This window comes from Pseudarthrobacter sulfonivorans (assembly GCF_031454915.1).
Taxonomy (GTDB): domain Bacteria; phylum Actinomycetota; class Actinomycetes; order Actinomycetales; family Micrococcaceae; genus Arthrobacter; species Arthrobacter sulfonivorans_C.
In genome coordinates this window covers 609,643-632,320 of sequence record NZ_JAVDRS010000002.1, presented here as the reverse complement: position 1 = coordinate 632,320, position 22,678 = coordinate 609,643, and the positions used below count along the sequence as shown (strand labels likewise).

At 65.2% G+C, this 22,678-nt stretch carries 19 protein-coding genes; 9 read left to right on the top strand and 10 right to left on the bottom strand.

Features of this window, described 5'->3' with window-relative positions; translation table 11 throughout:
• Positions 1-15 precede the first annotated feature (15 nt).
• From J2808_RS06915 to J2808_RS06890, 6 genes are all read right to left on the bottom strand, one after another.
• Complete coding sequence (locus J2808_RS06915; RefSeq protein WP_309813595.1) at positions 16-837, bottom strand: HpcH/HpaI aldolase family protein; 822 nt, start codon at positions 835-837, stop codon at positions 16-18.
• Entirely contained in the window at positions 822-1,607 is a 786-nt protein-coding gene (gene hpaH, locus J2808_RS06910; RefSeq protein ID WP_309813593.1) for a 2-oxo-hept-4-ene-1,7-dioate hydratase, read from the bottom strand. The genes J2808_RS06915 and hpaH overlap by 16 nt, the downstream gene beginning before the upstream one ends.
• Position 1,608: 1 nt before the next feature.
• Positions 1,609-2,694 carry a 3,4-dihydroxyphenylacetate 2,3-dioxygenase gene (gene hpaD / locus J2808_RS06905; protein ID WP_309813590.1) on the bottom strand — a complete coding sequence of 362 codons (1,086 nt, stop codon included), beginning with the start codon at positions 2,692-2,694 and terminating at the stop codon, positions 1,609-1,611.
• Between the two features lie 50 nt (positions 2,695-2,744).
• Entirely contained in the window at positions 2,745-4,259 is a 1,515-nt protein-coding gene (hpaE, locus tag J2808_RS06900; protein ID WP_309813587.1) for a 5-carboxymethyl-2-hydroxymuconate semialdehyde dehydrogenase, read from the bottom strand.
• A gap of 87 nt (positions 4,260-4,346) precedes the next feature.
• Positions 4,347-5,015, bottom strand: a complete 669-nt coding sequence (locus tag J2808_RS06895) for a GntR family transcriptional regulator (RefSeq protein ID WP_309813584.1) — start codon at positions 5,013-5,015, stop codon at positions 4,347-4,349.
• Positions 5,008-6,495, bottom strand: a complete 1,488-nt coding sequence (locus J2808_RS06890) for a fumarylacetoacetate hydrolase family protein (RefSeq protein ID WP_309814231.1) — start codon at positions 6,493-6,495, stop codon at positions 5,008-5,010. Before J2808_RS06890 ends, J2808_RS06895 begins: the two co-directional genes overlap by 8 nt.
• 222 nt (positions 6,496-6,717) lie before the next feature.
• Between J2808_RS06890 and J2808_RS06885 the strand changes: the two genes are divergently transcribed.
• From J2808_RS06885 to J2808_RS06875, 3 genes are all read left to right on the top strand, one after another.
• A complete protein-coding gene (locus tag J2808_RS06885) occupies positions 6,718-8,694 on the top strand; it encodes an FAD-binding monooxygenase (RefSeq protein WP_309813581.1) in 1,977 nt (658 codons plus the stop codon).
• Positions 8,695-8,709: 15 nt separating this feature from the next.
• Positions 8,710-10,065 carry an MFS transporter gene (locus tag J2808_RS06880; protein WP_309813578.1) on the top strand — a complete coding sequence of 452 codons (1,356 nt, stop codon included), beginning with the start codon at positions 8,710-8,712 and terminating at the stop codon, positions 10,063-10,065.
• 368 nt (positions 10,066-10,433) lie between these two features.
• Entirely contained in the window at positions 10,434-11,909 is a 1,476-nt protein-coding gene (locus J2808_RS06875; RefSeq protein WP_309813575.1) for an APC family permease, read from the top strand.
• Between the two features lie 105 nt (positions 11,910-12,014).
• Here the strand turns inward: J2808_RS06875 and J2808_RS06870 are convergent, their stop codons facing one another.
• From J2808_RS06870 to J2808_RS06860, 3 genes are all read right to left on the bottom strand, one after another.
• Positions 12,015-12,971 (bottom strand): AraC-like ligand-binding domain-containing protein, encoded by a 957-nt coding sequence (locus tag J2808_RS06870; protein ID WP_309813572.1) that lies wholly within the window; start codon positions 12,969-12,971, stop codon positions 12,015-12,017.
• A 154-nt stretch (positions 12,972-13,125) separates the two neighbouring features.
• A complete protein-coding gene (locus J2808_RS06865; RefSeq protein WP_309813568.1) occupies positions 13,126-14,223 on the bottom strand; it encodes a D-TA family PLP-dependent enzyme in 1,098 nt (365 codons plus the stop codon).
• Positions 14,224-14,326: 103 nt separating this feature from the next.
• The gene (locus J2808_RS06860) at positions 14,327-14,917 is read right to left on the bottom strand and encodes a TetR/AcrR family transcriptional regulator (RefSeq protein WP_309813565.1); all 591 of its coding nucleotides are present in this window, start codon (positions 14,915-14,917) and stop codon (positions 14,327-14,329) included.
• 122 nt (positions 14,918-15,039) lie between these two features.
• On the opposite strand from J2808_RS06860, the gene J2808_RS06855 reads away from it, so the two are divergent.
• Both J2808_RS06855 and J2808_RS06850 read left to right on the top strand, forming a co-directional pair.
• Positions 15,040-17,037, top strand: coding sequence for a primary-amine oxidase (locus tag J2808_RS06855; RefSeq protein WP_309813562.1), 1,998 nt, complete (start codon positions 15,040-15,042; stop codon positions 17,035-17,037).
• 9 nt (positions 17,038-17,046) lie between these two features.
• Entirely contained in the window at positions 17,047-17,481 is a 435-nt protein-coding gene (locus tag J2808_RS06850) for a hypothetical protein (protein WP_309813560.1), read from the top strand.
• On the opposite strand, the gene J2808_RS06845 is transcribed toward J2808_RS06850, so the two are convergent.
• Entirely contained in the window at positions 17,462-18,190 is a 729-nt protein-coding gene (locus tag J2808_RS06845) for an IclR family transcriptional regulator (protein ID WP_309813556.1), read from the bottom strand. The two genes, J2808_RS06850 and J2808_RS06845, sit on opposite strands and share 20 nt — an antisense overlap.
• A 253-nt stretch (positions 18,191-18,443) precedes the next feature.
• Here J2808_RS06845 and J2808_RS06840 point away from each other — a divergent pair, with 253 nt between their 5' ends.
• From J2808_RS06840 to J2808_RS06825, 4 genes are all read left to right on the top strand, one after another.
• On the top strand, positions 18,444-19,679 hold the full coding sequence (locus J2808_RS06840) for a CaiB/BaiF CoA transferase family protein (protein ID WP_309813553.1): 1,236 nt from the start codon (positions 18,444-18,446) through the stop codon (positions 19,677-19,679).
• A complete protein-coding gene (locus tag J2808_RS06835) occupies positions 19,680-20,555 on the top strand; it encodes a hydroxymethylglutaryl-CoA lyase (protein WP_309813550.1) in 876 nt (291 codons plus the stop codon).
• Between the two features lie 106 nt (positions 20,556-20,661).
• Positions 20,662-22,041 carry a 2-hydroxycarboxylate transporter family protein gene (locus J2808_RS06830; protein ID WP_309813549.1) on the top strand — a complete coding sequence of 460 codons (1,380 nt, stop codon included), beginning with the start codon at positions 20,662-20,664 and terminating at the stop codon, positions 22,039-22,041.
• 89 nt (positions 22,042-22,130) lie between these two features.
• A complete protein-coding gene (locus J2808_RS06825; RefSeq protein ID WP_309813546.1) occupies positions 22,131-22,670 on the top strand; it encodes a gamma carbonic anhydrase family protein in 540 nt (179 codons plus the stop codon).
• Positions 22,671-22,678 lie beyond the last annotated feature (8 nt).

Genomic DNA, 22,678 nt, shown 5'->3' with positions numbered 1-22,678 from the left:
TCCTTAGGAAGGTGGTCAGTAGCTGGCTGGGGTTTCGGCAGGCTCAACCACCGCGCCCTGGGGGATATACCGCGCGGCGAGGGCTTCTGAGCCGCGGGCCAGCAGGGCGACGTCGGCTCCCACCAGGATGAAGTCGGCGCCGCCGTCCAGGTAGTGGCGGGCGGTGCCGGGGTCGAAGGCGTTCACGCCGGCCGGTTTCCCGGCCGCTGTGGCAGCTTTAAGGCAGTGCTCGACGGCGGCGCGAACCTCCGCGTGTTCCTGCTGGCCCAGCAGGCCCATGGAAGCGGCGAGGTCCGAGGGACCCAGGAAGATGGCGTCCACGCCGTCCACCTTCAGGATGTCTTCCACGGCCTCCACTGCAGTGGTCGATTCGATCTGGACGGTAACGCTGATGGTTTCCGACGCCCGGGCGAGGTAATCCGGGACCCGGTTCCAGCGGGCGGCGCGGGCCAGGGCAGAGCCCACGCCGCGCACGCCCTGGGGCGGATACCGGGTGGCGGCCACGGCGGCTTCCGCCTCCGCCACGGAATTGACCATTGGAACCAGCAGGTTCTGCACGCCCAGGTCCAGGTACTGCTTGATCACCACGGTGTCGTTCACCGGCGGCCGGACGAGGGTGTGAACCGGATAGCCGTTGACGGCCTGCAGCTGGGCGAGGATCGATTCGAGCCCGTTGGGGCTGTGCTCGGCGTCGATCAGCAGCCAGTCCAGCCCCGCTCCCGCGCACAGCTCCGCGATCAGCGGGCTGCCGGAGCACACCCACATCCCGGCCAAAGGCCGGTCTGCCGCGATGAGGGCGTCGCGAAAGGTGGCGTCCGGTTCTACTCGAAGCGGCATGTGATGCTCCCCAGGGGTCCGTAGTCTGCGTGCACGGTGTCACCCTTGTAGACCCACATCGGCCGGGTGAAGGAGCCAGCGAGGATGATGTCCCCTGCCTTCATCCCGTCGCCGTGGGCTGCGATCTTGTTGGCCAGCCAGTGGACGCCGTTGGCGGGGTGGTCCAGGACGCCCGCGGCCACACCGGTCTCCTCGACTGTCTGGTTTTTGTAGAGGATCGCGGAGACCCAGCGGAGGTCCACGGCGCCGGGCTTGACCGGGTTGCCGCCGATCACCATGGCGCCCATTGCGGCGTTGTCCGCGATGGTGTCCACGATGGTCCGGCCCTCCATTTCGATCCTGGAGTCCAGGATCTCAAGGGCCGGAACCACGTAGTCGGTGGCGTTCAGGACATCGAAGATGGTGCAGCCGGGGCCTTTGAGCGCGTCCTTGAGGACAAACGCCAGCTCCACCTCCACCCGCGGATGGGTGTACTTGTCCCATTCCACCGAGCAGCCAGTCTCCAGCACCATGTCATCGAAGATCGCGCCGTAGTCAGGTTCTGTGATGCCGGTGGCGGCCTGCATCGCCCGGGACGTGAGACCGATCTTGCGCCCCACCAAAGTCCGCCCGGCTTCCTCGTTCCTGCGGCGCCACAGCTGCTGGACGGCGTAGGAGTCCTCCACGGTCATGTCCGGGTAACGGGCCGTCAGCCGGGGGACGGGCTTGCGGTTGCGGCCGGCCTCCACCAGTTCGTCCGCGATCGTCTCAATCGTCGTCGGGTCAAGCATGCTAGAGCTGCGCTCCCAGCTTGAAGCCTGTCCGGTCCCCGTCGGGGGAGCCGTCCTTGCGGGTGTAGGAGAAGCCGTCGGCGCCCACGGTCACGGCCATTTCGCTCTTTTCCTCGCGGATGATGACCGGCTGCGGGTTGCCGTCGAGGTCCAGGACCAGGGAAGCCTCGGTGTACCAGGACGGGACGACGGGGTTGCCCCACCAGTCGCGGCGCTGGTTGTCGTGGACATCCCAGGTGATGGTGGGGTTGTCCGGATCGCCGGTGTAGTAGTCCTGGGTGTAGATCTCGATGCGGTGGCCGTCCGGGTCGAGGATGTAGAGGTAGAAGGCGTTGGAGACGCCGTGCCGGCCGGGGCCCCGTTCGATCCGGTCGCTGATGCGCAGGGCGCCCATCTTGTCGCAGATCTGGATGATGTTGTGCTTTTCGTGGGTGGCGAATGCAACGTGGTGCATGCGCGGGCCGTTGCCGCCGGTCAGGGCGGTGTCGTGGACGGTCTGCTTGCGGTGCATCCACGCGGCGTAGGTGACGCCGTCGGAATCCTGGATGTCCTCGGAGACGCGGAAGCCGAGGTCCTCGAGGTATTTGCGGCCGCGGGGGACATCCGGGGTGACTTGGTTGAAGTGGTCCAGGCGCACCAGTTCGCCGGCGGAGTAGAGGTCGTAACGCTGGGTGAGGCGTTCGACGTGCTCCACGTCGTAGAAGAACTCGTAGGGGAAGCCCAGCGGGTCCTCAACGCGGACGGAGTCGCCGATGCCCTTGGTGAAGCCCTCTTTACGGCGTTCGGTGCGGCAGCCCAGTTCCTTGTAGTACGCCTCGGCGGCATCCACTTCGGCAGGAGACTTCACCCGGTAAGCGAATGCGGCGACGGCGGCGATGGGTCCCTTGCGGAGCACCAGGTTGTGGTGGATGAACTCCTCGAGGGAGCGCAGGTAGATGTTGTTCTCGTCTTCCTCGGTGACGTGCAGGCCCAGGAGGTCCACGTAGAACGCGCGGGACTTGGCGAGGTCGGTGACCACGATCTCCATGTAGGCGCAGCGGACGATGTCCGGGGCGGGGACGGTGGGGGTGGGAACGAAGTTCGTCATGGTGTTCTCTCTTCTTTGAAAGGGGATGGTTGGGACCTGGGCAGGATCGCTCAGGCGCCGAATTTCGGGGTGTGGACAGTGCCGAGGGTGATGTGGACTGCCTGCTGGTCGGTGTAGAAATCGATGGAACGGTAGCCGCCTTCGTGGCCGAGGCCGGATGCTTTGACGCCGCCGAACGGGGTGCGGAGGTCGCGGACGTTGTGGCTGTTGAGCCACACCATGCCGGCCTCGACGTTCTGGGAGAAGTTGTGGGCGCGGGTCAAGTCCTGGGTCCAGATGTAGGCTGCCAGGCCGTACTTGGTGTTGTTGGCGAGGGCCAGCGCCTCGGCATCGTTCTCGAACGGGGTGATGGCGACGACGGGGCCGAAGATTTCCTCCTGGAAGATCCGTGCGTCGGGGGCGACGTCGGCAAACACCGTGGGTGCGATGTAGTTGCCCTCCGGGAGGTGCTCGGGGCGGCCGCCGCCGGCGAGCAGCCGGCCTTCGGATTTGCCGATTTCCACGTATGAGGCGACCTTTTCGTAGTGCTCCGGATGGACAAGGGCGCCCACCTGCGTCTTGGGATCGTGGGGATCGCCCACCACGATGTTCTTCGCCCGGGCGGCGTACTTTTCGCAGAATTCGTCGTAGATGGCACGTTCGACGAGGATGCGGGAGCCGGCGGTGCAGCGTTCACCGTTGAGGGAGAAGACCCCGAACAGGGCTGAATCGATCGCTGCATCCAGGTCGGCGTCGGCAAACACCACGCACGGTGACTTGCCGCCGAGCTCCATCGAGAGGCCCTTGAGGTTGGCTGCGGCGTTCCGGAAGATCGTCTGGCCGGTGGTGGTCTCGCCGGTGAAGGAGATCAGCGGCACGTCCGGGTGCTTGACCAGGGCGTCGCCCGCTTCCTCGCCCAGGCCGTTGACGAGGTTGAAGACGCCATCCGGCAGGCCTGCGTCCTTGAAGATCTGGGCCCACAGGGAGGCGGAGAGCGGAGTGAATTCCGCCGGCTTGAGGACCACGGTGTTGCCGGTGGCCAGGGCCGGGGCGAGCTTCCAGGACTCGAGCATAAACGGCGTGTTCCACGGGGTGATGAGCCCGGCGACGCCGATCGGCTTGCGGTTCACGTAGTTGATCTGCGAGCCGGGGACCTTCATGGCGTCATCGAACTGTGCCACGATCAGGTCTGCGAAGAAGCGGAAGTTCTCCGCCGCACGCAGGGCCTGACCCTTCGCCTGGGTGATCGGCAGGCCGGTGTCGAACGTTTCCAGCTCGGCGAGCCGGGCTTCCTGGGCCTCGACGGCGTCGGCGATTTTGTTCAGGATCCGGGCACGTTCGCGGGGTTTCATCTTCGGCCACGGGCCGTTGGTGAAGGCTTCGCGGGCGGCGGCGACGGCAAGGTCAATGTCCTCTTTCTGGCCGGCGGCGGCGGTGGCGTAATTGGTGTTGGACACCGGATCCAGGACATCGAACGTCTTGCCGCCCACGGAATCAACGAACTGGCCGTTGATGTAGTGCTGGATGTGCTTGGGCAGGTCCTGCGGCACGTACTGGTTCTTGGTCTGTTCTGCAGTGAACGTCATTGTTGTTTCCTTCGTGTTAGTGCAACGCGGGGTCACTTCTCGCCGAATCGGGGCCGTTTATCGGGCGTTTAGTGACCCCGCGTTGCTTTATGGGAGGGGCTGAGCCTGGGCTAGGTAGGCGTCCAGGGTGGCGGAGCGGTGCAGGCGGGCGGCCTTTTCGATCTCGTCGGCGCCGGAACCGGATTCGATGAGCTGAAGCAGCGCTTCGTGTTCGTCCACGGATTCGTGGGCGCGGCCCGGGACGAACCGGAAAGTTGAAGACCGCAGCGAGGCGAGCCGGTTCCAGCCCCGGTGCACCAGGTCCAGGATGTGCGGGTTGGGGCAATGTTCAAACAGGACGCTGTGGAAGTCCTGGTTCAGCTCGGTGAAGCGAACAGGGTCGAAGTGCTGCAGGCATTCGCGCATTTCCTCGTTCACCGCCCGGGCCCGGGCGATGTCCGCCCCGCCGATCAGCGGCGCGGACAACGCGGTGGCGGCGCCCTCCACGATGCTCAGGGTCTGCATCGTGTACAGGTATTCGGTCGGATCGATGCCGGCCACCGTCGCGCCGACGTTGCGTTCGAACTTCACCAGACCCTCGGCCTCGAGCCGGCGGATCGCTTCCCGGACGGGCACCACGCTGAACCCAAGGTCCTTGGCGATGACCGCCAGGACCAGGCGGTAGCCGGGGGTGTAGGTCCCTTCGACGATCCGCGCCTTCACAGCGCCGTAGGCCTGCTCCGATTTGCTGCCCGTGGCCATCAATGCCTCAGTCATCGGATTTGCCCGCTTCCCATTGTTCGTACTTTGCCCGCCACGTGGCGTTCAGCGGGTAAAGGCCATCCACGCTGTGACCCTGTTCCACCATCTCGGCGATAAAGACTTCCTCGCGTTCCTGCGCGATCGAGTCATCGGCCAACTCGTCGGCCAAAGCCGGCGGGATAACCAGGATGCCGTCGGCGTCGGCCACGATGATGTCGCCCGGCTGCACGGTGGTGCCGCCGCAGGCGATGGTGATGTCCGTGTCCCACGGGATGTGCCGGCGGCCCAGCACGGCCGGGTGCGGATTGGCATAGTAGGTGGGCATCTCCATCGCGGCCACTGCGGAGAAGTCACGGACCCCGCCGTCGGTAATGATGGCTGCGGCACCACGCACCTGGGCGCGCAGCGCCAGGATGTCGCCGATGGTGCCCGTGCCCTTCTCGCCGCGGGCCTCCATCACCAGGATCTCGCCCTCGTTGACCGAATCGATGGCCTTCTTCTGGGCGTTGAACCCGCCGCCGTGGGTCTTGAACAGGTCCTCGCGGTTGGGGACGTAGCGCAGCGTCCGGGCCAGGCCCACGATCCGCCTTTCCGGCCGGGTGGAGGTCAGGCCGTCGATGCTGACGTTGTTCAGGCCGCGCTTGCGCAGCTGGGAGGACAGGGTGGCGGTGCAGACGCTCTCAAGCTTCGCCTTCAGCGCCGCCGTCAAAACATGCCCGACGGCGGCGCCCGCCACGGGAGCCAAACCCGCTGCTTCCCGCGAACCGTACGCCTCCTCCCGCTGCACATCGTCAGCCTGGGGCACGGCACCAAACTCGGCGAACGCCGTCGTGCCTTCCTCCACCCGGGTGGCCAGGCGGCCGGTGGTCAGCCCACCAGCGCTGACCTCAACCTCGACCACGTCGCCCGGCTTGGCCACGGAGGCGCCGGCCGGGGTGCCGGTGAGGATGATGTCGCCCTCTTCGAGGGTGAGCAACTGGGACAGGTCCGCGACGAGCCGGGCAAACGGAAATAGCAGATCTTCGGTGGTGTCATCCTGAACCAGGTCGCCGTTGTGCCAGGTGCGGATGCGCAGGGCGGCGGGGTCCACGGCGTCCGCGGCGATCAGGCCCGGGCCGATCGGGGTGAAACCGTCGCCGCCCTTGGACCGCAGGTTGGAGCCTTTATCCGCATAACGCAGGTCGTACACGCCGAGATCGTTGCTCGCCGTGATCCACTCAACGTGGCTCCAGGCATCCTCGAGCCCCACCCGGCGGGCGGGCTTGCCGATGACCAAGGCGATCTCGCCCTCGTATCCCAGCAGTTCGCAACCTGCGGGGCGCTCCACTGTGGAGGGTGCGTCTGCGGAGCCAAGAGCCAGCGAGGACGACGGCTTCAGGAAGTAGGAAGGCTGCGCGGGGGTGCGCCCCCGCTGCGCAGCGCGGCTGGGGTAGTTGATGTGCACCGCGATGACCTTGCGTGCCGCCGCCAGGGTGTCCTCGTTGACCTGCTCCAAAGCTGTCTCCTCATCAAGTACGAAATCGTATACGATCACTATGGCCCAGCCGGACGGCTTCGTCAAGCCCCCACTTTCGACGCCATTTTGCATCTCTTGTTGTTCGGATCACATTGCCGTACAGTCTTGGACCAACCCCAAGCGTTCTAATAAAGAACCCTGTATTCGCATATAGAACACCATTCCGAGTGATCGATACCCACAGTGAAGTGAGGAAAGCCCGTGCAGTTCCACCACCACGGATACGTATCCGGAGACCCGCGGGTACAGCCCGCCGCCGGCGTTGGCATCAACCGGCCCGCAGAGCTTCCCGACGAGGTGGACGTGCTCATCGTGGGTACCGGACCTGCCGGCATGCTTGCCGCCGCACAGCTCTCCCAGTTCCCGAACATCACCACGCGGATCGTCGAACGCCGCGGGGGAAGGCTCGCAATCGGCCAGGCGGACGGCATCCAGGCACGGAGCGTGGAGACCTTCCAGGCCTTTGGCTTCGCCGAACGGATCATCGCCGAGGCCTACGCGATCACCGAGATGGCGTTCTGGAAGCCGGACGTCGCGGATCCGTCGCGCATCATCCGGACCGCCCGTACGCCGGATGACCCGGCGGGCATCAGCGAGTTCCCGCACCTCATCGTCAATCAGGCCCGCGTGCTGGACTACTTCGCCGAGTTCATGGCCAACTCACCCACCCGCATGTCGCCCGACTATGGCTTCGAATTCCGATCCCTCAACGTCGCGGACGAGGGGGAGCACCCCGTCACCGTGACCCTTCTCCACACCTCCGGCCCCAACGAAGGGCAGGAGCGTGTTGTCCGCGCCAAATACGTTGTTGGCGCCGACGGTGCGCGCAGTAAGGTGCGGGAATCCATTGGCTGTACCCTCGCCGGCGACCAGGCAAACCACGCCTGGGGTGTCATGGATGCCCTCGCCGTTACCGACTTCCCCGACATCCGCACCAAATGCGCCATCCAGTCCGGTACTGGCGGCAGCATCCTGCTGATTCCACGCGAAGGTGGCCACCTCTTCCGTATGTACGTGGACCTCGGCGAGGTGGACCCGAACGACAACGGCGCGGTGCGCAACACCTCCATCGAGGAAATCATCCGCAAGGCGAACGAGATCCTCCACCCGTACACACTCGACGTCCGCAACATCGCGTGGCACAGCGTCTACGAGGTGGGCCACCGGCTAACCGACCGGTTTGACGATGTCCTGCCCGAGCAGCGCGGCACACGAACGCCGCGCGTGTTCATCACCGGCGACGCATGCCATACGCACAGCGCCAAGGCGGGCCAAGGCATGAACGTCTCCATGCAGGACGGCTTCAACCTGGCCTGGAAGCTCGGACACGTGCTCGAAGGCCGCAGCCCGGAAAGTCTGCTGTCCACCTACTCGGCAGAGCGGCAGGTGGTGGCCAAGAACCTGATTGACTTCGACAAGGAGTGGTCCACCCTGATGGCCAAGAGGCCTGAGGAGTTCGAGGACCCCTCGGAGCTCGAAGACTTCTACGTCAGCACAGCCGAGTTCCCCGCCGGATTCATGACCCAGTACGCGCCGTCGGTGCTTGTTGCTGACGCGGATCATCAGGAACTGGCTACCGGATTCCCGGTGGGCAAGAGGTTCAAGTCGGCGCCCGTGGTCCGGGTCGGGGACACCAACCCCGTACAGCTTGGCCACCATGCCACGGCCGATGGCCGCTGGCGCATCTACGTCTTCGCGGACGCGGCACTTCCGTCAGGAGGGAAGCAGGCGACGGCGTCGCCCACGGAACACTTCGCCGGGTGGCTCGCGAACTCGCCGGAATCACCGCTGGCCGCAATGCCGTCGGGCGCTGATCCTGACGCGTGGTTCGACGTCAAGGTGATCTACCAGCAGGACCACCCAAGCATCGATTTCGGCGCTGTCCCCGGAGTTTTCAAGCCGCAGGTTGGCCCCTTCAAGCTCACCGATTACGAGAAGGTTTACGCTACTGACCCTGCCGCGGACATTTTCGACCTGCGCGGCGTGGACCGCGGCGGCGTCGTCGTTGTGGTGCGCCCGGACCAGTACGTGGCCAACGTCCTCCCGCTGACGGCAACCGCCGAGCTGGGGGAGTTCTTTGCGCCCCTGCTGCCAAACCGCAAGCCCGCCGATGCCCTGTCCGGCGCAGCAGCCGCCCCGCAGTCAGTCATCACGCCACCAGCCCTGGTCGGCAACTAAAACAATGGAGTTTTAATGTCAACATCCCAGACCACCTCTGCGCCTCCACGTCGCCAGCAGATGAGCAAGGCGGACCGCCGAGTTGTTGCCGGCACCATGGTGGGCACCACCATCGAATGGTATGACTTCTTCATCTTCGCCCAAGCTGCCGGCGTCGTTTTCGCCAGCCTCTACTTTAAGCCGCTGGATACGGACAGTCCGGGGCTCGCTCAGCTGGTCTCCTGGGCCACCATCGGTGTGAGTTTCTTCTTCCGGCCGTTGGGCGCAGTGATCGCTGGACGCCTGGGTGACCGGGTGGGCCGTAAGGCCATGCTGGTTTTCACCCTGGTGATGATGGGGGCATCCACCGCCCTGATCGGGCTGCTCCCCACCTACGCCCAGATCGGCGTCTGGGCACCGATCCTGCTGATGGTCCTGCGCATCCTCCAGGGCTTTTCCGCGGGCGGGGAATGGGGAGGCGCGGCCCTGATGGCAGTGGAGCACGCCCCGCGCGATAAGCGGGGATTTTGGGGAGCCTACCCCCAGATCGGCGTGCCGGTGGGCATGATCATCGCAACGCTGGTGCTCTTCCTGCTCCGGCTCTCGATGTCTCCGGAGCAGTTCCTCGAATGGGGCTGGCGGGTTCCATTCCTGCTCTCAGTAGCCCTGATCGTGGTGGGCTACTTCATCCGGGCAGCTGTCGCCGAGAGCCCCGTGTTCAAGGAAATGGTGGAGCGCAAACAGGAATCAGCCACCCCGCTGACGCAGCTGCTCCGGACCAACAAAAAGCAGGTTCTTCTGGCGGCCGTCATCTTCATCGGCAACAACGCTGCCGGATATCTCGTGATTGCGTTCCTGTCGTCCTATGCCCAGAAGACGCTCAAAATGGACGCTTCCCCGGTGTTGCTGGCCACCCTCCTGGCCTCCTTCGGATGGCTTATCTTCACACTCTTCGGTGGGGCCCTGTCCGACAGGATCGGCCGCGTCCGGACGTTCCAAATTGGCTATATCCTCATTTTCGCCTGGATGATTCCCATGTTCCTCCTCATCGACACCCGGAATATCTGGGCGTACGGAGTCGGGATTTTCGTCCTGACCATCGGGCTGGGCCTCTCCTACGGGCCCATGTCCGCCATGTACGCCGAAATGTTCCCAGCGAGTGTGCGCTACTCGGGCATCGGCATCGGCTATGCCCTGGGCTCCATCCTCGGCGGAGCTTTCGCACCCCTGTTCGCCGAGGCACTGTTCAAGGAAACGGGATGGTCGGGCTCGATCGGAATTTACATCATGGCTCTCTGCGTCATCTCGTTCATTGGGACCAGCCTCGTGAAGGAGACGAGGGGCGTTCCCTTGGGGGCCGGCACTTCCGAGAAAGCGCCCAGCGTCCCGTAGGCGGAGGCAACGTTCGCGTAGCGCGGACTACAAAAACCGGTAACTGCCGGCCTGGGCATGCGGCCCGGGCCGGCAGTTCCTTTTTTGGGGGGCCAACCCGGGGTGAGGCAAAGACTTGTCCCGGGTCTCCGTGCAGTCCGGGCGCCGGTCTGAACGCGAGGCCGTGTCCCTGCTCATGGATCAGCCCTGATCAGCATCCGTTCTGAAAGCACGCCCTGCGCTCAAGCACAACAACTGATCGCTGCAGGACAAGGGGCAACAGGCACTCACTGCCATGCTGGAAACCATAGTTCCTCAACCGAACCCAGGGTGCCCCCGCTGACTACGCGCACCCATCCCCAGCGCTCATGACCGTTAAGAAGGACCCAATGAGTATTTCGAATTCTGCCTCCCAGGCAACTGAAACCAAGCCCCCGACCGAGCATTCAACTGCCCTCCGCGCCGGCAGCATCGGCGTGATGGGAATCCTCTTCTTTGTTCTTTCCGCCCAGGCACCACTGACGGGAATCGCTGGTGCTTCCCCCTTGGCGGCCGCGCTGGGCAACGGTGCCGGCGCCCCGGGCGCCTACCTCGTTGTCGGCGTAGTCATTGTGATCTTCGCCGTGGGATTTGTGGCCATGAGCCGGAAAATCCAAGCCAACGGCGCCTTCTACGCCTACGTTACAGCCGCATTTGGAAGAAAGACCGGCGCGGGGGCAGCGTGGTTGGCACTGCTCGCCTACAGCACCGTCCAAGCGGCGATGTATGGGCTGTACGGTGCCGCCTTCTCCGGCCTGCTGGACTCCGCCGGCGTCAGCATCCCCTGGTGGCTGTTGGCTCTGGTCACCATGGCAGGCGTGCAGGTGCTCGGTTCGCTGAACATTGAGCTCGGCGCCCGGGTCCTGGCCCTTTTGGTTGGGTTCGAAGTGGCCATCCTGCTGCTGTTCGGGTTCACGGTACTGTTCCGCGGCGGCGGGCCGGAGGGCCTTAGTATCGCAGCGTCCTTCTCCCCGGAAGCCATCGCCAGCGGCGCCCCGGGCGTGGCCATCATGTTCGCCGTGGCCTCGATGTTCGGCTTCGAATCAACCGCAATCTATTCAGCCGAGGCCAAGGACGCCAACCGCACTGTGGCCCGGGCAACCTACCTGTCCGTGGGCGTCATCGCCATATTCTTCTCGTTCATCTCCTGGATGCTGGTCAGCTACTACGGTCCCACCCAGGTCATGGGTGCGGCCGGCGCAGCCCTGGAGTCAGGGGATGCCACCACCTTCGTCCTGGGACCCATCGAGGAACTCTTCGGCCCCTGGGCAGGCATCACCACCGGAATCCTGCTGGTGACCTCCCTGCTGGCCGGCATCATCGCGTTCCATAACGGCATCAACCGGTACCTGCACTCCCTGGCGCTGCAAGGTTCCCTGCCCGCCATCGTGGCCCGGACCAACCGCCACCGGGCACCGGCGTTCGCCGCCTGGATCCAGAGCGCCACCGCCGTCGTGCTGGTGGTCCCTTTTGCCCTGCTGGCGCTCGATCCTGTCCTGACGCTGTTCTCCTGGTTCAGCGGGCTCGCAGTTGCGGCGCTTTTGGTGCTGTACATCCTTTGCTCCGTGGCCGTGGTGGGATTCTTCCGCCGGGAACGCGTGGAAGGCCAGCTCTGGCAGACGCTCCTTGCTCCCGCACTGGCGGCAGTGCTGCTGGCGTGGGTGCTGTACCTGGTGGCAAGTAACTTCACGTCGCTGATCGGCGGCAGTGCCGAGACGGCGTCGGCGTTGCTGGCGGCAGTCCCGGCCATGTTCACTGCCGGGGTACTGGTGGAATCGCGGATTGAGCGGCGGCAGCGCGTGGCCAGCCTGGGGCATAACCGCTAGCGCGCAGCGTGCTGGCGGCGACTGATAACGAACCAGCAACTAGCCCGGCGCAGATGGACTTTGCGCCGGGCCAGTTGCTGTCCGGGTTCGAAACAGGCTGCCCAGTCAGGCGCCGCGCCGCCAGTCGCTGGGGGACTGGCCGAATGCATCCCTGAACGTCCGGCTGAAGTGGGCAGCGTCGAGGAAGCCCCAACGTGCTGCGACGGCTCCCACGGATTTACCGGCGTGGAGCGGGTCGCGGAGTTCCCTGCGCACGCCGTCGAGTCTTTGGCTCCTGATCCAGCTCGCAACGGTAGAGCCCGACTCGTGGAAGATGTTGTGCAGATGGCGTGTGGAGATGAAGTGCGCGGCGGCGATGGTCGCGGGGGACAGCAGGGGATCGGCGAGGTTCGCCTCGATGTACTCGCGAACTGACACAGCAAGGAGGGCCTGCGGTTTCATCCTGTCCGGGGTAATGGCCATTTCAGCGTGCAGCATGGTGGACACCAGATCCAGTGCGTTTGCGGCCAGGCGTGAGCCGCTCGGACCACTGAGGACCTCAAGGTTACTGGCAAGCTGGCCGATGAACTGTCCCACTATGCCGCTGAGGCCGGTGCTGCCGGCCATCCGCACCGCCGCCAGTTGGCCCACGTAGTCCGTGGGCAGCGCGAGGGCATCACAAGGGAACATCACCACCATCATGCGTGTATTCGCCTCGAATGCCAGGGTGTATGGCCGGTTTGTGTCATAGATGGCCAGGTCTCCTGGCCGAAGCAGGGCCTCGCGGTTGTCCTGAACCAGAAGCCCTGTGCCCTCCAGCTGGAGGTTGAGTTTGAAGTAGCGTTCGCCGGGTTGGGCAATCAGGGCAGCGGTGCGGTGGACCTCGTGGGAGGTGGCGGTAACTTCGACGATGGACATGCGGTCCAGCACGCGCGCCCGCATCTTCCCGCGGAAGCCGTCCACGTCTGCTGTCCGTGCGGCGAGCGGCACGAAGGACTCCGCCACGAGGTGTTTCCAGTGGTCGAACGTCTCCGCGACGCTGGACGTGAGTTTCTGGCTGGCGGGCTGGACTGCAGCTGGCATGGATGTTCCTGACGACGGATGGCCGCAAACGTGGGTTCCCCGATGGCTGTGTCCTGGGACACGGTCCATTCAGGTTAACGCCGGAGCCTCTCTTTTTTCAACAGTTGTCGAAAAAAGACTTCCCATTGTGGGGTTGCCGTCCGTCGGGGAGCGGTTACTTGTTTTTGCCCCGGGCTCCCACGGCCCAGCGGTCCACGAGTGCACCGTTGCTGGTCACCGCGACGTCGTCCACCAGGTTGATCGCCAGGCAGACATGGTTGGGGACTATGCGCAGCCGCTCGCCGAGGGGCGGCAGGGTTCGGCTGTCGGGCCACTCGACGGTGGCATGGTGCTCCGAGAGTGCAGTGATCCGGGCATCAGGGTGGTCGATCAGCCGGCCGAACCCGCTGGCCCAGGCGGGCCGGTCACTGCCCAGGATCTTGCTGCCGGCGTCGATGATGAAGCGCGCCGGGGCATCCGGGGGAGTCTCATGGTGGCTCACCACGGTGGCAGCGACAGTCAGTGCAATGTCTTCCATGGCGCACCGGCCCAGCTCCAGCTGCTGTGCGTCGCCGAAAACGTACACGCCGGGACGCACTTCGGTGGCTTCGGATCCGTCGGTCAGAAGCGCCGTCGGGGTAGAGCCTCCGCTGCGGCGCGTCGCTTCGAATCCTGCTGCCGCAAGGGATTCCGCGGCTTCCCGCAGCGCTTGCTGCTCTTGCGCGACGGCCTCTGCAGGCATTCCTGGGGCGTAGCTGTGGCCCGGGAAGGTGAAGACCCCCGCAACCTTCAGCCCGGCGCGGGACGAGGCTTCGGCAACCGCCGCCGCAGCCTCCGGACGGACGCCGCTGCGATGGTGGCCGCTGTCGATTTCGACCAGCACGCTGACGCTCCCGGCCGCCTGCCCGAGGCTTGATCCGAGTGTCGTTGCCCCCGCTGCGGAGTCGACACCCACGGAAATTGTTGCGGTTGACGCCAGGCGCCGGAGCCGCTCGGCTTTTTGCGGTGAAATCCAGAGGGGGTAGGCGATGAAGATGTCCTCGATGCCTGCGTCGGCGAACACTTCGGCTTCGCCGATGGTTGCCACCGTCAGCCCGGCTGCTCCGGCGGCCATCTGGCGGGCGGCGATCTCGGTGACCTTGTGGGTCTTGGCGTGGGGACGGAGGGCGAGGCCCTTCTCCCGGACGGCCGCTGCCATCCGGGCGATGTTCCGTTCGAGGATGTCGAGGTCGATCATGATGTCCGGGGTATCGATCTCAGCGGGGATGGTCATGGGCGCAATTCTCCTTGCTGGACTCCCGGCTGGCCGGGCGGTCAGGTGTTGAGCGGTCGTGCGTTGGCGGGGTTGGGGTGGGCGCGTGCCTGGCGAAGCCCGGCTACCCGGCCAGCAGTGCGAGGTAACCCTCGAGCTGGTCGGTGAGGCCGGGATCGGCGTCAGGGCGAGTGGTCAGCGCTGCCCCGATCTGCGCGCCCAGGAGCATGTTCAGGAGCTGGCTGGCCAGGGTGGCGTCGTCGACGGCGGCTCTGACGTCGCCGGCCTCCCGGGCCTCGGCGAGGTATTGCCGGATGGCCGCAAGCCACTCTTCCATGGACTGCTGGTGGATCTCGGCCTTCTGCGGATCGTTGACAGCTTTCTGCCAGAACGGGATGACGATCCGCGCTTCGTTGACCCGCTCTTCGTCCAGGGGAAGTACCTCCAGGCAGAAGGCGCGCAGTGCCGGGAGTCCGGTTTTGCCTTCGGTGACCTTGGCGACGCGCTGGTTGGTCCGGTTGAAGACGTGCCCGAATGCGAACTCCAGGAGGGTGTCCTTGGTGGGGAAATAGGGCTTGAGGGCCCCGTTGGCGAAGCCTGCCTCCAGCGCGATCTCGCGCATCGTGGCGCCCTCAATGCCCAGCCGGGCGATGATCCGCCAGGTGGCATCCACCAGTTCTAGGCGCCGCTCGTCATGGTCAACTATCTTTGGCACCGCGGCCACTCCCCGGAAATATTTTCACTCAGACTCTTGTGAGCCATCTTACGGACGCTTATTCTCTACAACTATAGAAAATAAAAATTCCGACCAGCGACGGTCCCGGACAGAGGTCACCCATGACGCTTGCAGCAGCTGACACAGTTACCCCGTACCGCCTGGCATCAGGCGACGAAATCACCGAAGTCCAGGCCATCCTGCGCGCCGCCGGCCTTCTCGGGGCTGAAAAGCGCATCGCCTACCTGGGCTTGGTGGACCCCGCCCGCGGAAGTGCCGCCGTCGGATATTCCGACGGCGGCGCTGCCGCCACCGTCGGGATCCCCGCCGAGGACCGCAGGTTCCGGATTTTCCTCCACGACATTGCGGGCGGCGCGCCTACGGATGTGGTGGTCTGCGTGACCCGCCAGGAAGTGGTGTCCGCCGTCGAACTGGACACTGCCGTCACCGGCGAGCTTCCCGTCCTCGAAGAGGAATTCGAAGTCGTCGAGGAACTTCTGGCGTCCGACGAGCGGTGGCTGAAAGCCCTGGCCGAACGCGGGCTCGACGTCAGTAAGGTCCGGGTGGCGCCACTTTCCGCAGGTGTCTTTGAATACGCCGAGGAAAAGGGGCGCCGGATCCTGCGCGGCCTGGCCTTCGTCCAGGAGTTTCCGGAGGACAGCGCCTGGGCGCACCCGGTTGACGGTCTCGTTGCTTACGTGGACGTGGTGGGCAAGGAAGTGACGCAGGTCCTGGACCTTGGCGTCGTGCCAGTGCCTGTGGAGCACGGCAACTACACGGACCCTGAGCTCACCGGGCCCTTGCGCACCACGCAGAAGCCGATCAGCATCACCCAGCCAGACGGTCCAAGTTTCACCATTAGCGGCGGGAACCACGTGGAATGGGAAAAATGGAGCGTGGACGTCGGATTCGATGTGCGCGAAGGCGTGGTGCTGCACAACCTCGCCTTCCAGGACGGCAGCCGCAAGCGGCCCATCATCAACCGGGCGTCGATCGCGGAAATGGTGGTGCCTTACGGTGACCCCTCGCCCATCCGGTCCTGGCAGAACTACTTCGACACCGGCGAATACCTGGTGGGCCAGTACGCCAACTCCCTGGAGCTCGGCTGCGACTGCCTCGGCGACATCACCTACCTCAGTCCCGTCATTTCCGACGCCTTCGGCAACCCCCGCGAGATCCGGAACGGCATCTGCATGCACGAGGAGGACTGGGGCATCCTGTCCAAGCACAGCGATCTCTGGACCGGCATCAACTACACCCGCCGCAACCGCCGCCTGGTGATCTCCTTCTTCACCACCATTGGCAACTACGACTACGGCTTCTACTGGTACCTCTACCTCGACGGCACCATCGAATTCGAAGCCAAGGCCACCGGCGTCGTTTTTACCAGCGCATTCCCGGAGGGAGGCTCGGACAACATCTCCCAGCTGGCACCCGGCCTTGGGGCGCCGTTCCACCAGCACCTGTTCAGCGCCCGCCTGGACATGGCCGTTGATGGCTTCACCAACCGCGTGGAGGAGGAAGATGTGGTCCGCCAGGCCATGGGGGAGGGGAATGAGCGGGGCAACGCCTTCTCCCGCAAGCGGACGGTGCTTACACGTGAATCCGAGGCCGTCCGTGAGGCCGACGCCCGGGCCGGCCGGACCTGGATCATCTCCAACCCCGAATCGCGCAACCGCCTAGGCGAGCCCGTCGGCTACAAGCTCCACTCCCAGAACCAGCCCACACTGCTGGCTGATCCGGATTCGTCCATTGCACGGCGCGCCGCCTTCGCCACCAAGGACCTCTGGGTCACCCGCTACGCCGACAACGAGCGCTACCCTACGGGCGACTTCGTCAACCAGCACCCGGGCGGTGCCGGGCTTCCGGCGTACGCCGCCCAGGACCGCGAGATCGACGGCCAGGACATCGTCATCTGGCACACCTTCGGGCTCACGCACTTCCCGCGGGTGGAGGACTGGCCGATCATGCCGGTGGACACCGTGGGCTTCAAACTCCGCCCCGAAGGGTTCTTTGACCGCAGCCCAGTCCTGGACGTGCCCGCCAGCTCCGGCGGATCAGGCACGGCCGGCAGCTGCCACGCCGATTCCGGCCCCGGCCCCACCAGCTGCCACGGCTAGGCACGTGCCATGACCCATACCCTCGGACGGGCCCGCTCCGGAGGGCCCGTCCTGCACCCACGGCTATGCGCCGCGGTGGTGGCAGCCTCCAGTGCCGTGCATGTTTGGCTTGCCGCCCAAAGCCAGCACGGCGCCTGGATGAGTGCCCTCATGCTGGTGCTCGCGGCCGTCTGCCTGCCTTGCGCCCTACATATCTGGCGGGATAGCCGGGTCGCCGCACTGCGCCGGGTCATGGCGTGCGCCGTGTCGATGGTTGCCCTCCATGGGCTGCTGCTGCTCGGCAGGGGAGCCGTCGGTCACGCCCATGGCCCGGGCAATACCGTCGCCGGCACCGCGGGTGACCAGGCCGGGAGCCTGCTCGCCGTCATCGGGCTGGAACTGACCACCGCGCTGCTCGCCGCCACTCTGGTGGCCCGACTGCGGGCTAGCGGAGCTGCTCGCTGATCCGCTCAGCGGCTTCCATGACTGAGCTTCCAACCTGCTCTGAGGGAAGCTGGGCGCTGGGGTAAACCACTGCGATGGCTGCGGGCTGGAGTTCCGCCCGCAGCCTCAGCGGGGCCGACACTCCCGTCACGCCCGGCAAGACTTCGTGGTGGCTAACGGCAAATCCCAACTCGCGAACCGATGCCACCTCCGCACGGCGCGGCTGATCCGGCGAGATCGCCTCCCACTGGGAATCGTCCAGGATCGACTGGATGGCCAGACCCGGCGCCCCGACGTTCAGGGGGTGCCGGGTACCCGGCCGCTGGACGACGGCGGCACGGCTGTTCCGCGGTTCCACGCTGGTGAGCGTGGTGCAGTCCCCGCGGTCCAGGACCACCAGGAATGCGGTGGCACCGAGTTTATTGGCCAGGGAAGTCAGCTCGGGCAGCGCTGCCGTCTGCAGGTCGCGGGCAACGCCGCGGGCCAGTGCGGCAAGGCCGGTGCCCAGGAGGATGCCCCCGGCACTGTCCCTGGCGACGAGTCCGTGGTCCTCAAGGGTCCGCAGGATTCTGTAGGCGACAGAACGGTGCAACCCCAGCCGCTCCGAGACTTCTCCGATGCTGAGCGGCGCCGTTTCCTCGCTCAGGAGTTCGAGCATCCTGATCCCGCGTGAAAGCGTCTGCGAATGGGCCGGCGCTGTTTTTGCCCCTGAAGGTTGTGCGCTTGCCATGGTGGTTTTCCGATCCGTTGTCTTTGCCTCGGCGACAGTCAGCATCCACTAACTAGTTCTGTATTAGAACCTATATTGCACTTATCGAACACCGCCAGGCTGTTGTTCGCTTTCGGTACATCCGCCGCGATGAGGCTTCCGGATCACAAAGTGTTGCGCCCGTCACATGGTGATGCTATCGTCTATCCGCCCAATGACAAGCATCTCCCACTGAATGGGAAGTCTTGCACTCAAAGACGCAGGCAGGAATGACATGACGCAGGAAATTTCTCTGGAGGGCAACTCCCTTCCTCTCCAAGGCATCCGTGTACTGGAGCTCGGCAGCTTTATTGCGGCGCCGTTTGCCGCCCGGCTTTTTGGCGACTTCGGCGCGGAGGTCATCAAGATCGAAAAACCACAGGGCGGCGATGAGCTGCGGGACTGGCGTAAGACCCGCGGCACGACGTCCATGCTGTTCCGCACCATTGGCCGGAACAAGAAGTCCGTGGCCCTGGACCTGCGCTCCGAAGCAGGACGCAAGGCGGTCAAGAAGATCGCCGCCCAGTGCGACGTGGTCATTGAGAACTTCCGTCCCGGCACGCTTGAGAAGTGGGGGCTGGGCCCGGACGTACTTCAGGAGCTCAACCCCGACGTGGTTATGGTGCGCATTTCCGGCTACGGCCAGACCGGCCCGTACAAGAACCGCGCGGGCTTTGGCAGCTCGGCGGAATCGTTCGCCGGCCTTCGCTACATCACAGGAGAACCGGACCGTCCCGCCGGCCGCGCAGCGGCAAGCATGGGGGATACCGTCGCCGGTCTTTACGGGGTCATCGGTGCCCTGATGCTTATGCTGCAGAAGGCACGCGGGCTGCCAACGGGCACCTCCCAGGTGGTGGACGTCGCCCTCTATGAAGGGGTCTTCAGCCTCCTTGAATCGCTGGTCCCTGACTACGACGCGTACGGCATGATCCGGCAGCGCACCGGCGGCGCTCTTCCCGGCGTGGTGCCCACGGGCTCCTACCTTTGCCAGGACAACCTGGAGGTTGTGATCGGCGGGAACTCAAACTCCGTGTTCGTCCGCCTGATGCGGGCCATCGGCCGCGAGGACCTGGCCGAAGACGAATCGCTGCTCGCCACGGAAGCCCGCGGTGCCCGCGAGGAAGAACTCAACGGAGCCATCTCTGCGTGGACAGGCAGTGCGCCGCTCGCTGAGATCCTCGACAAGCTGGACGAAGCCGGAGTCCCCGCGGGTCCTGTCTACGACGCGCCAAGCATCGCGGTGGACAAGCACTACCTTGCACGCGACATGATCCAGACCCACGAGGTGGTCATCGAGAACGAGCCCGAGCTGATCCGCTTTCCCGGCGTGGTGCCCAAGATCCCGGGCCACGAGGGCCGCGTCAAATGGGTCGGCCCGGAACTGGGCCAGCACACCGACGAAGTCCTGCGGGAGCTCGCCGGCATGACCGCTGACGAAATTGCCGGGCTCGGACTGCAGGAGGTGCGCTAAATGAAGGTGGAAATCACAGACGTCTTCCTGCGTGACGGGCTGCAGGACGAACCGGTCATCGTGTCCACAGCGCACAAGCTCGAAATCGCCGAGGCCCTGGTGGCAGCCGGCCTCAAGCGCATCGAGGCGGCCTCCTTCGTCAACCCGAAACGCGTACCCCAGATGGCCGACGCCACCGAGGTCATCTCCTCCCTGCCCGCTGCCGCCGGGGTCACCTACACCAGCCTGGCACTCAACGGGAAGGGCGTCGAGAGAGCCGTTGCGGCCGGAGCGACGGACATCCAGGTGGTCACCTCCGCCAGCCAGGCGCACAGCAACGCCAACGCCGGCCAGGCTGTGGAGGACGCCCTCGCCGGCATTGGCGAGGCAGTCTCCCGGTTCCCGGCAACCCGCTTTTTCGCAGGGATCTCCACCGCTTTCACCTGCCCGTTCGAAGGAAGCATCGACCCCGGCTACCTGCTGCGTGTAGTCCGCGCGTTCAAGGACATGGGCATCACGGACATCGGGCTGGCCGACACGCTGGGCACCACACCCACCGTGCAAGTCATGGCAAGCCTGAGCCACGTCCGCGACGCCGAACCGGACCTGACGTACTACCTGCACCTCCACAACGCCCACGGCCAGGCGCTGGCCACCGCCAGCGCGGCGGTGGGGACCGGCGTCGTCCGCTTCGACGCCGCCCTCGGCGGCTACGGCGGATGCCCATTCGCACCCGGTGCCCACGGCAACATCGCCACCGAGGAACTCGTCCGGCACCTGCACGACGCAGGCCACGACACCGGCATTGACGAAGCCCGCCTGACGGAAGCAGTCCGTCTGGCCCGCGACATCGTCACGCATTCCCCCGCTGCCGGCCTGCTGGACCCCGCCCGCTAAAGAGCAAATCCAAACCGCCACCTCATTCCTACTCACCGTTTTGGAGACGATGATGTCTACAAGCCCACGCATCACGGAATCAACCACTCAATCAACGGACACGGCCATGAACGAGACCTCCCCCGGCCCCGCCGGGGGCATCGAGCATCCGGTAACCCGCTCTGCGGGCCCGCGGCCGGGGACCCATTACCCCGGCCAGCAAGGTTTCCGCATTGCCAGCATCCCGGTTCCCCTCTTCGTCGTCCTCTCGGGCCTGGTCCTCACCGCGGCCCTCACCGGGAACCTTCCGGACACCATGGTGGTCGGCTTTGCCACCACCATCCTGCTCGGCGGGCTGTTCATCTGGATCGGCAACCTTTTCCCGGTGGTCCGTGACTTCGGACTCCCCACCATCCTTTGCACGTTCGCACCCGCCACCCTCGCCTTCCTTGGCCTGATGCCGGAAAACATCGTCACCGTCGTGCAGAACTTCATCGACGGCCACGGCTTCCTGGACTTCTTCGTCATCGGCATAATCGCCGGTTCCATCCTTGGCATGCCACGTGCGCTCCTGCTCAAGGCAGGACCACGCTTCGCAGTGCCCATCGTGGGTTGCCTCATCGCTACATTCGTCCTGGTCGGGCTCATCGCCGCCCTGACAGGCTTTGGGTTCATCGAAGGCATTCTCTTCATCGCCGCACCAATCATGGCTGGCGGCCTCGGCGTTGGCGCCCTGCCGATGTCCGAAATGTACGCCTCCGCCACCGGTGGCGACTCCGCCACCTTCATGGGTGACCTCATGTCCGCCGTCGTCATGGCCAACGTCGTCTGCATCCTCATCGCAGGCGTCTACAACGGACTGGGCAAGCGAAAAAAACAGCTCTTCGTCGGCTTCAACGGCCACGGCCAGCTCCTCCGGATCAAAGGCCGCTCCGACGAACTCACCCTGCCTCCGAAGCGGGACACTTCATCCTTCATCGCCCTGGGCAAAGGCCTGCTCATCGCCGGCAGCCTCTTTGTCTTTGGCAACCTCGCCGCTGGTTTCCTTCCCGGACTGCACCCCTACGCCTGGGCCATCATCGCGGCCGCCGCCGTCAAGATCTTCGGATTGCTCCCCCAGGACGTCGAAGACTCCACAGCGGACTGGGGCGACCTGATCGGCGCCGTCCTGGTTCCCGCACTCCTGGTGGGCGTCAGCCTCACCTACATCGACATCACCGACGTGCTCGCCTCGCTCAGCAACCCACTGTTCATCCTCCTGACCATCTGCACCGTCGTCATCGCGACCCTCACCTCCGGCATCCTCGGATGGCTGGTTAAGTTCAACTTCGTCGAAGCATCCATCACGCCCGGCCTGGTCATGGCGGACACCGGCGGCAGCGGTGACGTGGCAGTCCTCAGCGCGGCGAACCGCATGCACCTGATGCCGTTTGCTGCCCTGCCCAACCGCCTCGGCGGGGCGCTGGTCCTCTTCCTGACCTCACTGATCGTCCCGTTCCTCACCTAGCAGCCAGCCTTTACACCCAGGACGAATTACGACGGCGGTGCCCCGCAGGCTCTGCGGGGCACCGCCCTTCCACCTCACCTAAGGAACCCATGCGCTCCCACATCCTGGCCGTCGACGGCCGCAACCCCGCACTCTCCGAAGACACCTGGCTAGCTCCCACCGCCGTCGTCGTCGGATCCGCGACCATAGGTGCCGGTACCGGAATTTTTTACGGCGCCGTGGTGCGGGCGGATATGGAGGACATCAGTATTGGTGCGGGCAGCAACATCCAGGACGGCGCCGTTGTCCACGCCGACCCCGGCTACCCGGCCCGCATCGGTAACCATGTCAGCGTGGGCCACGGTGCCGTGCTGCACGGCTGCACCATCGGCGATGGGTCGCTGATCGGCATGAATGCCACAATTCTGAACGGCGCCGTCATCGGTGCCGGCTCCCTCATCGCCGCAAATGCGCTGGTGCTCGAGGGCACGGAGGTTCCGCCGGGATCGCTCGTTGCAGGCGTCCCCGGCAAGGTGCGCCGCCCGCTCACACCCGAGGAAATTGAGCACTGCAGCAAGAACGCCGCTACGTACCTCGAACTCACCCGGAAGCACCGCGGCGCCTCGCCGTTGGTCGTTTCCGCCAGCTAGAGCCTTGC